At 70.6% G+C, this 13,978-nt stretch carries 11 protein-coding genes; 1 reads left to right on the plus strand and 10 read right to left on the minus strand.

Annotated features, from left to right (window positions below; translation table 11 throughout):
* The 8 genes from E1267_RS19880 to thrC all read right to left on the minus strand — a co-directional run.
* The coding region (locus tag E1267_RS19880; protein ID WP_132334081.1) for a hypothetical protein at nt 1-1,558 on the minus strand (1,558 nt) is incomplete at its 3' end.
* A gap of 175 nt (nt 1,559-1,733) precedes the next feature.
* Nucleotides 1,734-2,381, minus strand: coding sequence for an L-threonylcarbamoyladenylate synthase (locus tag E1267_RS19885; RefSeq protein ID WP_132334082.1), 648 nt, complete (start codon nt 2,379-2,381; stop codon nt 1,734-1,736).
* 122 nt (nt 2,382-2,503) lie between these two features.
* The gene (gene prmC / locus E1267_RS19890) at nt 2,504-3,358 is read right to left on the minus strand and encodes a peptide chain release factor N(5)-glutamine methyltransferase (RefSeq protein WP_132334083.1); all 855 of its coding nucleotides are present in this window, start codon (nt 3,356-3,358) and stop codon (nt 2,504-2,506) included.
* Nucleotides 3,355-4,407: a peptide chain release factor 1 gene (prfA, locus tag E1267_RS19895; protein WP_132334084.1), complete on the minus strand. Its 1,053-nt coding sequence runs from the start codon at nt 4,405-4,407 to the stop codon at nt 3,355-3,357. The genes prmC and prfA overlap by 4 nt, the downstream gene beginning before the upstream one ends.
* 87 nt (nt 4,408-4,494) lie before the next feature.
* Entirely contained in the window at nt 4,495-4,713 is a 219-nt protein-coding gene (rpmE, locus tag E1267_RS19900; RefSeq protein WP_132334085.1) for a 50S ribosomal protein L31, read from the minus strand.
* A 212-nt stretch (nt 4,714-4,925) separates the two neighbouring features.
* Nucleotides 4,926-6,956 carry a transcription termination factor Rho gene (gene rho / locus E1267_RS19905; protein WP_132334086.1) on the minus strand — a complete coding sequence of 677 codons (2,031 nt, stop codon included), beginning with the start codon at nt 6,954-6,956 and terminating at the stop codon, nt 4,926-4,928.
* A gap of 457 nt (nt 6,957-7,413) precedes the next feature.
* Nucleotides 7,414-8,325 carry a homoserine kinase gene (gene thrB / locus E1267_RS19910; protein ID WP_132334087.1) on the minus strand — a complete coding sequence of 304 codons (912 nt, stop codon included), beginning with the start codon at nt 8,323-8,325 and terminating at the stop codon, nt 7,414-7,416.
* A 54-nt stretch (nt 8,326-8,379) separates the two neighbouring features.
* A complete protein-coding gene (thrC, locus tag E1267_RS19915; RefSeq protein ID WP_132334088.1) occupies nt 8,380-9,438 on the minus strand; it encodes a threonine synthase in 1,059 nt (352 codons plus the stop codon).
* A 182-nt stretch (nt 9,439-9,620) separates the two neighbouring features.
* Here thrC and E1267_RS19920 point away from each other — a divergent pair, with 182 nt between their 5' ends.
* The gene (locus E1267_RS19920; protein WP_132334089.1) at nt 9,621-11,099 is read left to right on the plus strand and encodes a glycosyltransferase family 2 protein; all 1,479 of its coding nucleotides are present in this window, start codon (nt 9,621-9,623) and stop codon (nt 11,097-11,099) included.
* Between the two features lie 37 nt (nt 11,100-11,136).
* On the opposite strand, the gene E1267_RS19925 is transcribed toward E1267_RS19920, so the two are convergent.
* Both E1267_RS19925 and E1267_RS19930 read right to left on the minus strand, forming a co-directional pair.
* The gene (locus E1267_RS19925; RefSeq protein ID WP_132334090.1) at nt 11,137-12,807 is read right to left on the minus strand and encodes a glycosyltransferase; all 1,671 of its coding nucleotides are present in this window, start codon (nt 12,805-12,807) and stop codon (nt 11,137-11,139) included.
* A complete protein-coding gene (locus tag E1267_RS19930) occupies nt 12,804-13,895 on the minus strand; it encodes a glycosyltransferase family 2 protein (protein ID WP_132334091.1) in 1,092 nt (363 codons plus the stop codon). Before E1267_RS19930 ends, E1267_RS19925 begins: the two co-directional genes overlap by 4 nt.
* Nucleotides 13,896-13,978 lie beyond the last annotated feature (83 nt).

Consider the following 13,978-nt stretch of genomic DNA (forward strand, 5'->3'; position numbering starts at 1 on the left):
CGTAAGGAGATCCGGTGCCGTAGGGAGAACCGGTGTTGTAGGGGGTTCCGGTGCCATAGGGCGGCTCGGTGCCGTAGGCGATCTGCACCGTGTAGGCCGGACCGTCGCCGTCTACGTGACGTGGATCCGCACCGTACACGGTCGTCGTCCCGTCACCCCGCTCCGTCGCGTGGCCGAGGTCGGCGACGGCCGTCGTCGCCGACGTATCGGTGGAACCGCCGGCGGACGGCTCGACCGAGGGAGCCGTCGGCGGAATCGTGACCGGTTCACCCTGCTTCCCACGGCCACCCTGATCCCCGTCCCCACGGTCACCCTGATCGCCGGTATCCCTGCTCCCCGTCCCACGGTCACCCCGATCACCGGCATCCCTGTCCCCGGCTCCACGGTCACCCTGGTCACCGGGCGCTCGATCGCCCGTGCCGCCCGGGGTCCCCTCGGTGCCGGGGGTGCAGGTGCCGTCGCCCGTGCTGGGACGGCCGGGGTCGATGGAGCCTGCCGGACCGTCCGGGCGGATGTCGCGTTCGGCCCACTCGCCCCTGTCGTACTCGCCCGCCGGAACCTCGACTCCCGGCATATTGTGCGGCGGGATGTCGCGGTGCTGCTCCACCACGGTCCTCAGCGCGTCCTGGCCGGGCGGGGTCGTGCCGGCGGACACCACGTCGCTGCCGTCGTTCGCCCATGCGTTGACGTTGGAGCCGGTGGTGGTGTTGTCGGCCGGCAGCCGGGGCATCTCCGCAGGAGCCACCTTGTCGGTGTTCTCCAGCAGGTCTTCGAGTTGCTCGGCGGTGGGCGGGTCGAGCGGCACCTGCAGCACCTTGACTCCGTCGACCACCACGACCTGCGGTTTGTTCACATCCTGCCCGTCCTGGGACGGGGCGTCGGACGGGTCGTCTCTTGTACCGGTCTCGGGCTCGGCGCCGCGATCGCGCCTGCTGTCCAGCTCGTCGTCCTCGGGCTGGCCGACGGGCTGATCACCGGCCCTCGCGCCGTCCCCTGTCCGGGGCTCTTCACCGGTACGAGGCTCTTCGCACGTCTTCCCGTCATCCTTCCTGGGAACGTCGGTGTCGCCCTTACCCTCATCTCTGTCCTGGTCGGCCTTCGGGTCGTCGCCCGTCTTCGGCGGCGCGTCACCGCTCTTGGGCGGGTCATCAGCAGACCTCGGCGGGGCATCCCCCGTCTTCGGCGGCGCGTCACCACTTTTCGGCGGATCGTCGGTCTTCTTCGGCGGCACCTGATCGGGTTTGTCGTCGGCGCGCGGGTTCTCGTACCGTTCCCGATCCCCCCGCACCCCCTTGGGATCGTCGGTCGCGCCCGAGCCCATCCCGGGCGGGTCGGCCCGCTTCTCCAGCACCCCGAGCCGGACGTTGACGTCCTTGACCATGTCGTCGACCGCGTCGGCGATCATGGCGGGCCGGTGGGTGGTCTGGGTGGACAGCCCGGCTCGGCTCATGGTGAGCCGGACCTGGTCCTCGACCTTGCGCATCTGCGAGGCCGCGTGTTTCACCTCGGCCAGCAGGTCACGGACCAGCTGGGGATCCATGCCGTCGAACTTGCCCATGGGCCACTCCCGACGTCGGATGAGAAACCCGCCACACGGACTGCCGCCGCGGCAGCGGCCGGGAACGACAGCGGGGCGGCAGTCTGATGGGCAGGTTTCTCGATGGCAGCCGCTCCGCGCCTCACCGTAATTTGGCCGGGCCGCCGCCGCAGCCGGAATAAGCAGCCGGTATACGTCAGTCGTCGGTGGCGACGTAGCCGATGATGCCGCGCAGTTTCTCCACCCGGATCGCCCCTCGCCGCAACATCCTGGGCACGGCCGTGGTGAGGTCGAGGATGGTGGAGGGTGTCTGGTCGGTGGTCTTGCCGGCGTCGAGATAGACCGCGACCGACTCGCCGAGCTGCTCCTCGGCCTCCTCGGCCGTGGTGGCGGCGGGCGCGCCGGAGCGGTTGGCGCTGGAGACGGCCATCGGCCCGGTCTCCTTGAGCAGGTCGAGCGCGACCGGGTGGAGCGGCATGCGGACGGCCACGGTGCCCTTGGTCTCGCCGAGATCCCACGAAAGGGCCCTGTTGGCCTTGCAGACGATCGTGAGGGGCCCCGGCCAGAACGCGTCTATCAGGTCCTGCCCGTAAGGCCCCAGGTCGTCTATGAGCGCCGTGGCAGCCCTGACGGTGCCCACCAGCACCGGCGGCGGCATGTCACGGCCCCGGCCCTTGGCGTCGAGCAGCTCGGTGACCGCTGACGGGGTGAAGGCGTCGGCGCCGATGCCGTAGACGGTGTCGGTCGGCAGCACCACGAGCTCGCCGCGGCGTACGGCGGCCGCCGCCTCAGTCAGCCCTTCGGTCCGCTGCTCGAGGTCGGAGCAGACATAACGTTTTCCCACGGTGGTGTCGCCTCGCTCCGCTCGGCTAGGAGCGGCGCTTCCGAGGCCTCCTCCCCTCAACTCGTTCGGTGGCTTCGCTCCCTCTCGTCGTGCGGGAGAAGGTCGGGCCGCTGGCGTGCATCCTAGTCCTGGCCCAGGCGGGCCGTGACGAAGCGGTCTCGTCTGGTGAGATCCTGGCGCAGGCGTACGTCACGCCAGCCGTTGTCCTCGGGGAACGTCAGGTAGACGGCCCTGCCCTGCTCGTCGGCGTGCTCGACGGCCACCCAACCGCCGGGACGCAGCAGGCGGCGGGCCGTGCGCTCCACCGCGCGCACCTCGCCGAGCCCGTCGTCGCCCGAGCCGAACAGAGCCCGGGTCGGGTCGTAGTCGCGCACCTCGGGGTCGCGCGGGATCGCACCGGGCGGGATGTAGGGAGGGTTGGAGATGACGAGGTCGGCCTTGCCGTTGAGCTCGGGCAGCGCCTCGGCGAGGTCTTCCGGGTGCAGGTGGGTGCGGCCCTGACCGTGCTCGGAGATGTTGCGCTTGGCCCAGGTGTACGCCCCCGGGTCGACCTCGACGGCGTGGACCTCGGACAGCGCCACCTCCTGGGCGATGGAGAGCGCGATCGCGCCCGAGCCGGTGCCCAGGTCGACCACCAGGGGCGCGGTGACGTCCATCGCGCGCAGCGTCTCGATGGCCCAACCGGCCATCACCTCGGTCTCCGGCCGTGGCACGAACACGCCGGGCCCGACCGCCAGCTCCAGGTAGCGGAAGTAGGCGTGGCCGGTGATGTGCTGCAGCGGCTCGCGGGCCTCGCGCCTCGCGACGCCCTCCCAGAACAGGGCGTCGAAGTCGGAGTCTCTGACCGTGTGGAGCTCGCTCCTGCGCACGCCGTGGACGAACGCCGCGATCTCCTCAGCGTCTGTGCGCGGTGAGGGAACTCCTGCCTCGGCCAGCCGGGCAGTGGCAAGGGCGATCTCGTCCAGCAGAAATGTCATGAGTGTTGTGCGAGCTTCTCCGCCATCTCGGCGTCGATGAGGGCCTGGGTGACGGCGTTGAGCTCACCGTCGAGAACCTGGTCGAGGTTATACGCCTTGAAGCCGACGCGGTGGTCGGAGATGCGGTTTTCCGGGAAGTTGTAGGTGCGTACGCGCTCGGAGCGGTCGACGGTGCGGACCTGCGACTTGCGCTCGGCCTGGGCGGCGGCGTCGGCCTCCTCCTGCGCGATGGCCAGCAGCCGCGCGCGCAGGATGCGCAGCGCCGACTCTTTGTTCTGCAGCTGGCTCTTCTCGTTCTGGCACGAGACGACGACGCCGGTCGGCAGGTGGGTGATGCGGACCGCCGAGTCGGTGGTGTTGACGCTCTGGCCGCCCGGGCCGCTGGAACGATAGACGTCGATGCGCAGATCGTTGGGGTCGATCTGGACGTCGACCTCCTCCGCCTCCGGGTAGACGAGCACGCCCGCGGCGCTGGTGTGGATGCGGCCCTGGGACTCGGTGACGGGCACCCGCTGCACGCGGTGCACGCCGCCCTCGTATTTCAGCCTGGACCACACGCCCTCGTCGCCCTTGGCCCTGATGCCGACCGTCACGTCTTTGTAGCCCCCGAGGTCGGAGGGCTGGCTGTCGATGATCTCGGTTTTCCAGCCGAGCCGCTCGGCGTAGCGCAGATACATGCGCAGCAGGTCGCCCGCGAACAGCGCGGACTCCTCGCCGCCCTCGCCCGCCTTGATCTCCATGATGATGTCCTTGTCATCGTTGGGATCACGGGGGATGAGCAGGTGCCTGAGCCGATCCTCCAACTGGGGCACGCGCTCTTCGAGCTCTGCCGCCTCGGAGGCGAACGTCTCGTCCTCGCCGGCCAGTTCTTTGGCGGCGGTCAGGTCTTCGCGGACCGACTCGAGCTCGCGGTAGGTGCCGATGATCGGCGTGAGCTGGGCGTAGCGCCTGCCGAGGGTGCGGGCCTTGTGCTGGTCGGCGTGCACGGCGGGATCTCCGAGCTGCGACTCCAGCTCGGAATACTCCTTGAGCAACTCGTCGAGATTCACCGTGCGTCCTTCGTCGTGGGTGGGGGCGTCGCAACCGACAACGCCGACCCGGCGCACCGGGGTGCGTCCGGGCCGGCGTCGGTGAAGCTATTTGCCCGCGGCCTTCTTGCCGAAGCGCTTCTCGAAGCGAGCCACTCGGCCGCCGGTGTCGAGGATCTTCTGCTTGCCCGTGTAGAACGGGTGGCAGGCGGAGCACACGTCGGCGTGGATAACGCCGTTCTTCGCGGTGCTTCGCGTGGTGAACGTGTTACCGCAGGAACAGGTCACCTGCGTCACGTGGTATTCGGGGTGGATGTCGCGCTTCATCGCTGTCCTTTCGGGCTGCGGCCGCCGGGTCGCCTTGAACGCATGGCGTGAACCGGAACCGCAAAATGGTCAGCTACCAGTGTGCCAGATCGTGCAACCATCCCAGGCCATCAGGCATTCCCGATCTCGCGACCAGGCCTCCGCCCTCCGGCGGGAACGCCGAAAGAGGCGGCGGGGAACCCCCGGCCGCCTCTTTCACGCGACGAAGCCCGTCAGTCGCGGTCGTTGCTCACCGTGGTCTTCTGGACCTGCAGCAGGAACTCCGCGTTGGACTTGGTCTCCTTCATCTTCTCCAGGAGCAGCTCGAGCGCCTGCTGCATGTCGAGCGCGTGCAGCACCCGGCGCAGCTTCCAGACGATCTGGAGCTCTTCCTTGGCCATGAGGATCTCTTCCTTGCGCGTGCCGGACGCGTCGACGTCGACCGCGGGGAAGATGCGCTTGTCGGCCAGGGAGCGGTTGAGCTTGAGCTCCATGTTGCCGGTGCCCTTGAACTCCTCGAAGATGACCTCGTCCATCTTGGACCCGGTCTCGACCAGGGCCGTGGCGAGGATCGTCAGCGAGCCGCCGTTCTCGATGTTGCGGGCGGCGCCGAAGAAGCGCTTGGGCGGGTAGAGGGCGGTGGAGTCGACACCGCCCGACAGGATGCGACCGGACGCCGGGGCCGCCAGGTTGTAGGCACGGCCGAGGCGGGTGATCGAGTCGAGCAGGACGACCACGTCATGGCCCAGCTCGACCAGGCGCTTGGCCCGCTCGATGGCGAGCTCGGCGACCGTGGTGTGGTCTTCGGCGGGACGGTCGAAGGTCGAGTGGATGACCTCGCCCTTGACCGACCGCTGCATGTCGGTGACCTCTTCAGGCCGCTCGTCCACGAGCACGACCATCAGGTGGCACTCGGGGTTGTTGCGGGTGATCGCGTTGGCGATGGACTGCAGCACCATCGTCTTGCCGGCCTTGGGCGGCGAGACGATGAGACCGCGCTGGCCCTTGCCGATCGGCGACACGAGGTCGATGATCCGCGTGGTCAGGATGTTGTGCTCGGTCTCCAGGCGCAGGCGTTCCTGCGGGTAGAGCGGCGTCAGCTTGTTGAAGTCGGGCCGGTTTCGGGCCTGCTCGGGGTCCATGCCGTTGACGGTGTCGAGGCGGACCAGAGCGTTGAACTTCTCGCGCCGCTCGCCCTCGCGGGGCTGGCGCACGGCGCCGGTGATGACGTCGCCCTTGCGCAGGCCGTTGCGGCGGATCTGGGCGAGCGAGACGTAGACGTCGTTGCTGCCGGGCAGGTAGCCGCTGGTCCTGACGAACGCGTAGTTGTCGAGGATGTCGAGGATGCCGGCGATCGGGATGAGCACGTCGTCGTCGCCGATGACCGGCTCGCCGCTGTCGAAGCGGTCGCGGCCACGGCCACGGTTGCGCTCCCTGAAACGGCCCCTGCGCCCGCGCCCGCCACGCTCGTCGTCATCGCCGCCGCGCTGGTCGTTGCGCTGGTCGTTGCGCTGGTCGTTGCGGTTGCCCGAGTCGGTGCCGCGCTGGTCGCCACGGCCGCCGTCGCGCCCGTCGCGGCCGTCACGACCCCCGTCGCGGCCGTCACGGCCCCCGTCGCGGCTGCTCTCGGAGCGGTCGCCTCCGGGTCGGTCGTTGCGGTCTCCACGGTCACCACGGTCACCGCGGTCTCCACGGTCACCGCGGTCACGCCGCTCACCCCGGCTGCGGCGCTCGCGACGGCTCTCGCCGCGCTCGGAACGCTCGGGACGTGTGTCGTTCTGGCCGGCTTCCACGGGCTGCGCCTGCTGCTGCTCGACGACCGGCTCGGCCGGGGCGGCGACAGGCTCGGGCGCGGAGGAGGCCACGGGGCTCGCGGCCTCCGCGGCGGCGGCCTGCGGGGCGGGCTCTTCCGCTGTCTTGCGCGACCGCTCTCTGCGTGTCCGCGTGGGCCGCTCCGCGGCGGGCGCCGTCTCCGCCGGGGCCGAGGCGGAAGCCTCGGACGCGGCTGCGGGAGCCGATGCGCCTTCTCCGGAACCGCCACCCTGCTTCTCCTGGATGGCCGCGATGAGCTGGCTCTTCCGCATGCGTCCGGTCCCGCTGATGCCCAGCTCGGCCGCCATCTTCTGCAGCTCGGGCAGCACCTTGGCGGACAGGCCGGTGCCGGAGCGACGCGCACGCGGCTTGGCCGGGGCGCGGGTGGGGGTGTCGCCGGACGCTGGCTCGGCGCCTGATGCGTCGGAGAGGAGTTCGGTGGTGTCGCTCAACTAAAAGGTCCTTCCCAGGGGTCGGGCGCCGGTTTTGTTCTGCCGGGCGTCCCGGAGGTGCTTGCGATCCGGCGGGACAGACCGGGTCGGGGTGCACTCTGCGATCTTCGGCTGTCGCTGGAGACGGCCGCCACTCTTGGGGAGGGGCTGGTCCAGGCCGCCACAGGACCGTGGCGCGTGGCTGACACCCCCCAGATTGCTGTCGCCAACCAGATGTCGAGATGATTCGAACGCGCAGGTCCCCGTCGTCGCCACCTCACGTTGAGCCAACCGGGTGTGGGCCAACCGGAGGCAACGGATTCCGGGGAGACAGCCGCGCTGCTCACGCCTCGCGACGTGAAGCATGATGCAGCGATGTGTGGCTGACAAGCACGCACCCACCAAGGGGGCATCTGGTGCGGCTATCAGCCTAACATCACCAGCGCACACGGCTATTCCCTGAAGGTCTAAAGAGGCATCAGCGTGTCTCGGGGAACTGAACGTTCGCACCAACCGGGTCGACGTCCATTTGCTGGATGTGCCAGTCATTACCCACTTCTGGCGCGATCAAATCCTGCGAATCCGATGCAGAAAACGCAAGAACCGCGGGACCCGCTCCCGAAACGACCGCGGGCACACCCACCGCACGCAGACGTTCTACCAGATGCGCGCTCTCCGGCATGGCAGGCGCGCGGTAAGACTGGTGGAGCCGATCTTCTGTCGCGGCGAGCAGAATCTCCCGCTCGGGCCGTCGGGTCAGCGCGGCGATCAGCAACGCGGCCCTGCCGGCGTTGAAGGAGGCGTCCTTGTGGGGCACGTCCTTCGGCAACAGCTCCCGTGCCGCCTCCGTGGACAGCCGGGTCGACGGGACCACGACCACCGGGCGGATGCGCTCGTCGGGAGTCACTTTCACCATACGCGGCACGCCCGTGTGCTCGTACCAGGCCACGGTCAGCCCTCCGGCCAGGCAGGGAGCGACGTTGTCGGGATGGCCCTCCATCTCGGTGGCCAGCGCGAAGACGTCGTCGTCAGAGAATTCCGCGGCGCCGGACAACGCCCGCGCGGCGAGGATGCCCGCGCACACGGCCGCCGACGACGACCCGAGCCCGCGCGCGTGCGGAATCGCGTTGCGGCACCGCATGCGGATCCCGGCCGGCTGGGCCCCGCCCATGCGGGCGAACGCCGTGCGCATGGCCCTGACGACCAGGTGGCCCTCGCCGAGATCGACCTCCCCGGCGCCCTCGCCCTCCACGGTGACGGTGACCTCCGGCTCGGCGGTGAGCGTGACCTCGACCTCGTCGTACAGGCTCAGTGCCAACCCGAGCGCGTCGTAGCCCGGCCCCAGGTTGGCCGATGTGGCGGGCACGCGGATCTGAACGGTGCTGCTCACGTTTCCCTCATGATTCCTCACTTCCCCCGTGGTCCCCGCCGCCCCTGCGTGACGTCAGGCGAGGTTGAGCGCCGCCGCCGCGGCGTGTACGTCGATGGGGATCACCACGGGCGCGGGCGCGCCCGAGATGGCCCAGTCGGGGTCTTTCAGGCCGTTGCCCGTGACCGTGCAGACGATCCGCTGCCCGGGCTCGACCATGCCCTGCTCGTGCGCCTGCAGCAGGCCCGCCACGCTGGCCGCTGACGCCAACTCGACGAACACGCCCTCTTCCTGTGCCAGCAGTTTGTACGCAGCCGCGATCTGCCGGTCGGTCACCGCCTGGATGGCCCCGCCGGACTCGTCACGGGCCGAGGTGGCCAGCGACCAGGACGCCGGGTTGCCGATGCGGATGGCGGTGGCGATCGTGTGCGGGTGTGAGACGGGCGCCCCCTCCACGATGGGCGCCGCCCCGCTGGCCTGGAAGCCGAGCATGCGGGGCCGCTTGGTGGCCACCCCGTCGTCGGCGTATTCGCGGTAACCCATCCAATAGGCCGAGATGTTGCCGGCGTTGCCCACCGGGATGCAGTGCACGTCGGGGGCGTCGCCCAGGGCGTCGACGATCTCGAACGCCGCCGTCTTCTGCCCCTGCAGCCGGTACGGGTTGACGGAGTTGACCAGCGCGATCGGGTAGTTGGACGACAGCTTGCGGGTCATCTCGAGACAGTCGTCGAACGACCCCTCCACCTGCAGCAGCGTGGCGCCGTGCACGAGCGCCTGGGCCAGCTTGCCCATGGCGATCTTCCCCCGTGGCACCAGCACGGCGCAGGTCAGCCCGGCGCGCACGGCGTAGGCCGCGGCCGAGGCCGAGGTGTTGCCGGTGGAGGCGCAGATGACCGCCTTGGCGCCCTCTTCGACGGCTTTGCTGATGGCCACGGTCATGCCGCGGTCCTTGAAGCTGCCGGTCGGGTTGGCGCCCTCGACCTTGAGATGGACGTCGCACCCTGTCAGGGCGGAGACGCGGTGCGCGGGCACCAGCGGCGTGCCGCCTTCGAGCAGCGTGACGACGGGCGTCTTCGTGGTCACGGGAAGACGCTCGCGGTATTCCTCGATGAGACCGCGCCACGACCTGCTCATGATGGACTCCCTACCTGCGGTGTTCGGCACAGAGTGTACGGGGTGCGGACGACCGTCGCGGAGCCGCGTCCACAGGACGGACGCGGGTCTCGTACCCCTGCCCGGAACAGCCGTTGGACAGGGGCACTATTCAGGAAATTCTCAGCATCTCCCGATAAGGTCTCGGCCAGGGGGTCACCACCATGAACGCGCGTCCTGCTCTGAGGCAGAACGACTATTCACCAGTAGCGGTTCCGCAGCTCGGCGCCTGGTCACCCGACCTGTCCGTGAGCGTGGTGATACCGGCTCACGGCGGCCAGGGACTCGAACTGACGCTGGCGGCGCTGGCCGCGCAGACGTACCCGGATCACCTCATGGAGGTCCTGGTCGTCGACGACGGCAGCGATCCGCCGATCCGGCTTCCCGAGCTCAGGCCGGTCAACACCCGCGTCGTCCGTGTACGCGACGGGTGGGGCATCTCCAACGCCGTCAACACCGGCGTCAAGGCCGCCGACGGCGAGATCATCCAGCGGCTCGACGCCGACATGGTGGCCTGCCGCGAGCACATCGAGGCCATGGCCCGCTGGCACCACGCGACCGACTACCTGGTCAGCATCGGGATGAAGAAGTTCGTCGACACGCCGCCGGTGACGCCGCGCCAGGTCTTCACGGCGCGGCGCCTGGACGAGGTGTTCGATCTGGCCGAGGCCCTGCCCAGCTCCACCGAGGCGACGATCGCGAAGACCGACGGGCTGCGCAAGAGCCGCAATCCCTACCACGTGTGCACGGGGCCGACCTTCGCGCTGCCCAGGGAGGTCTTCCACGCCGTGGGCGGCCTCGACCCGAACGTGGTGCGCGGCGAGGACACCGAGTTCTCCTACCGGCTGGCGATGTACGGCGTGGTGTTCGTGCCAGAGATGGAGGCGCAGGCCGTGCACCTGGGGCTGCCCTCGCAACATCGTGACAGGGAGCGCGCCGTGCGGGCGGTCGAGCCGTACCTGGCGCACCGGATCCCGCTGCGCAGGGACCTGCGCAAGGACCGCGGGCGGCGCTGGCTGGTGCCGTACGTGGAGATCGTGCTCGACGTGGCCGGCGCGGCCGAGTCGGTGGTGCGGCGGGCGGTGGCGGCGGCGCTGGACGGCAAGCTGCAGGACGTCGTGGTGACGCTGGCCGGGCCGTGGTCGCGGCTGGACGACGAGCATCGCGCGACGTTGTCCGACCCGGACTTCGAGCTGCGGCTGATGCGTGACCTGTTCGCGCACGACGAACGGGTACGCCTCATCGACGAGGCCGCCCCGACGCCCGCGCCGACGCCCTTCCGCTACCGGGGCCCCGTGGACGTGCCGCTGCACCGGGCGACGCTGGAGCGCATGATCGAGTCGGTGCAGAAGGACCTCGCGGGCGTGCTGGTCGTGGACCTCCCCGACGGGCGGACCGCCCGGCTCGAACGCACCTCGGCGCTCGGCCGCGCCCTGCTCCTGACGGACGGCGGCACGGACGACGGCACGGACGACGACGACGTCATCGGCACCACCCACGGCGTACGCCACGAGCCGCCCGACCGCTACTGGCCGGCGCCGCCCGCGCCGGAGCCCGTCACCATCCCCGCCCAGGTGACGGCCGCGGAGCCGCCGGAGAAAACCCTGCTCAGGCGCCTGAGATCGGCCCTGCGCCCCGGCTGACGGCACGCGGGGCGGGGGCGCCTGATCCCCGCGGTGGTCAGCCGCCCAGGCGCCCGCGCAGGGCGCGCTTCATGGTGGTGGACACCAGCACGCGCAGACTTCGCTGGGCGCGGTTGGCGGCGGCGATCTGGCGGCGCAGAGTGCCGACCTCGCGGCGCAGCTCGACCGCGCTCTTGCGCCAGCGCCCCGACTCCTCTTTCCACCTCGCCACCTGCGCCCGCAGCCGCTCGTTCTCGTCGGCGCGCCTGGCGACCTCCGCCTGCGCCTCGACGCGGGCCTTGTACGCGGCCCGCCGCCTGGTCGGCGGCGTGGGCTCGGTGGTGAAGCCGTAGCTCTCGCCCTCGACCCAGGCGACTCCCGACACGGTGTCCACGGCGTCGTCGAGGTCCTCGTCCGGGTCCGCCACAAGGCGCGCCCTGGCGAAGGCCGACGTACGTTCGAGCCGGGCGGCGACGACGCCGTCCGCCGACTCGTGCAGCAGGACGTTGACCAGGCCGAGCCCTTCGTCACGGGCCAGGTCGAGCAGGCGGGCGACGGTGTCCTCGCCGGGCGCCCAGCCGGGCGGCAACCGCAGCACGAAGGGCACGGACGGGTCGATCTGCTCGGTGGACGCCAGGCGTACCCGGTGTTCGTGCGCGTAGTGGCCGTGGACCAGCACCAGTTCGAGGTCGGGGTCCTTCAGCGGCGCGCGGCGTTCGCCGCCGAGCCGCTCCCACGGGCCGACGAGGAGCACGGACAGATCGGGGACGGTGCCGGCGAGCAGGGCGTCCACCGCGGGCCGCACGGTGTCGTACCCGGCCGTGCCGTCCATCACCACGCTGATGTACGGGATCTTCCACCGCCGCGCGGGATGGCCGCGCAACCAGCGGTAGGCCGGGATGCGGTCGGCCACGAACGCGTGGCTCACCCGGTCGATGGGCTGCTTGTCGCGCATCCGCATGGTCGGCCCGAGGTGGTAGGCGCGGGCCCGCGGCTCGGGTACGAACACCGCCCCCGCCTGGGCGAGGCGGTAGCCCAGCTCGGTGTCCTGGCCGAGGATCAGGTCGTCGTCCATCGGGCCCGCCGCCGCGACCAGGCGGGCGTTGACGGAGGTCGCGCCGCCGACGTGCAGGCTGAACGGGCGCTGCGGGTCGGCGGTGAGCCCGTCGGTGCGCTCCACCAGGTCGACGATCCAGGCGTGCGGCTCGGCCGGCTCGAACGCCGCCTCCGGATCGTCAGGCAGCACCTCGGGCAGTGGGGCCTCGGTGAATCTGATGTAGCCGGTCACGACGACGTAGGGGGCGGCGTGGTGCCAGCGCATGTGCGCCTCGATCGCGCCTGGCGTGAGCACCACGTCGGAGTCGAGCCAGTGGATCACGTCGCCGGTGGCCTCGGCGAGCCCGGCGTTGCGGGCGGCGGCCCTGCCCGGCTTGTCGCAGACGACCAGGCGGGCCGCCGTGCCCCCGGGCAGGCGCAGCGGGGGCGAGGTGCCGTTGTCGACGACGATGATCTCGGTCAGCTCCGCGGGGTAGCTCTGCCGCGCCAACCCCTGCAGCACCAGGTCGAGCTTGTCCTGGCCGCCGTAGGCGGGGATGACCACGCTGACCGTGAGCTGCGGAGTGAGGAGCTCGGGAGGGCCGAGCACCCGGTAGTCGTTGCCACGCACCCTCACCCGGCCGGTGGAGGTGCGCTGGGCGGGCGTGCCGCCGGCGTCCCTCGGTGGCGTCATGCGGCTTCCATCAGCAGGCTCGGGCGGAAGCCACGCCACTGGTTGGCGGCGACCTTGAGGAAGTGGGCGAGCGGCAGTTGCCAGGTGTGGTCGCTGCTGAGCCCTCTGCGCAGGACGTAACCCAGCCCGTGGGTACGGTAGATCCGCGCGCCTGCCTTCTGCGCGGCTTTCAGGAACTCGAGATCGACGGCACGCGGCACAGCAGGAAATCCCCCTATTTCCTCAAATTTTGCAAGAGAAACCATGATCGTTCCTCCGGCCACGTGATCGGACCACACCTCGCTCGGATAACGCGCCCCGCTCGCGAACGTCGTACGCCTGATCGTCGCCTTCAGCGGCTCCAGGTAGAAGAACTCGGCGGTCGTGCCCACCACGTCGGCGCCGGTGTAGGACATCGCCATGAACAGGTCGGCCAAGTGGCGGGGACCGTACCAGTCGTCGTCGTCCCACTTCGCCAGATGGTCGCCGCTCGCCTGGGCGGCCGTGCGGTTGAGCACCTCGCCGAACGGCACCGACGCGTCGGCCTCGATCCACCTCACCGGCAGCGAGCACGCCTCGACCGCCTCGCTCACCTGCTCGAACCCCACCCCGTGCAGGCCCAGCAGCACCTCCACCTCGACGTCGCGCTGGCGTTCCATCTGGGCGAGCGCGGCGCCGATCAGGCCGGACCGTTTGCTCGACATGACGATGCTGATCTTCGGGCGGGCCGGAAGCGGGTGCGCCAGCCGGCGCAGGCGTACGCTGTGCTCCTCCCGCCGCAGGTCGGCGAGGGATCGCGCGGTGCCGTCGGCGGCGTGGCGGAGCCAGTCGCGGTCGGTGAGCAGCGCGGCGAGGCCGGCCGGCACCCAGGGCTCGGCGCGTTCGGCCGTCAGCGGGACGCCCGCGGCGGCCAGGCTCAGCAGGCCGTCGAGCGGCACGGCGGCGGCGGGCCACTCCACCTCCAGGCCGCGCAGCGGGCGCAGCCCCGGCACGTCGGGCGGCTGCCCGTCGGCCGCCCACTGCCCGTCTGCCCAGCGCAGGCGGCCCAGCCCCTTCTCCGGCGTGCGCGCGAAGCCGCCGGGGGTGGCGGCGGGTGGGGTGGCGGACATGGAAGGGCGCTCCTCGAACGCTCGGGACCCGGTCGGCGCCTACCTTACGCCCGATCTACCTGTCGCTGAGCAAACCTGTCAGA

Source organism: Nonomuraea longispora, from assembly GCF_004348345.1.
Lineage (GTDB): Bacteria > Actinomycetota > Actinomycetes > Streptosporangiales > Streptosporangiaceae > Nonomuraea > Nonomuraea longispora.

Excerpts from the sequence above, each read along its gene's own strand:
- prmC (WP_132334083.1), bottom strand. The coding sequence starts at position 3,358 with ATGACATTTCTGCTGGACGAGATCGCCCTTGCCACTGCCCGGCTGGCC.
- rpmE (WP_132334085.1), bottom strand. The coding sequence starts at position 4,713 with ATGAAGCGCGACATCCACCCCGAATACCACGTGACGCAGGTGACCTGT.
- thrC (WP_132334088.1), bottom strand. The coding sequence starts at position 9,438 with ATGAGCAGGTCGTGGCGCGGTCTCATCGAGGAATACCGCGAGCGTCTT.
- E1267_RS19920 (WP_132334089.1), top strand. The coding sequence starts at position 9,621 with ATGAACGCGCGTCCTGCTCTGAGGCAGAACGACTATTCACCAGTAGCG.
- E1267_RS19925 (WP_132334090.1), bottom strand. The coding sequence starts at position 12,807 with ATGACGCCACCGAGGGACGCCGGCGGCACGCCCGCCCAGCGCACCTCC.
- E1267_RS19930 (WP_132334091.1), bottom strand. The coding sequence starts at position 13,895 with ATGTCCGCCACCCCACCCGCCGCCACCCCCGGCGGCTTCGCGCGCACG.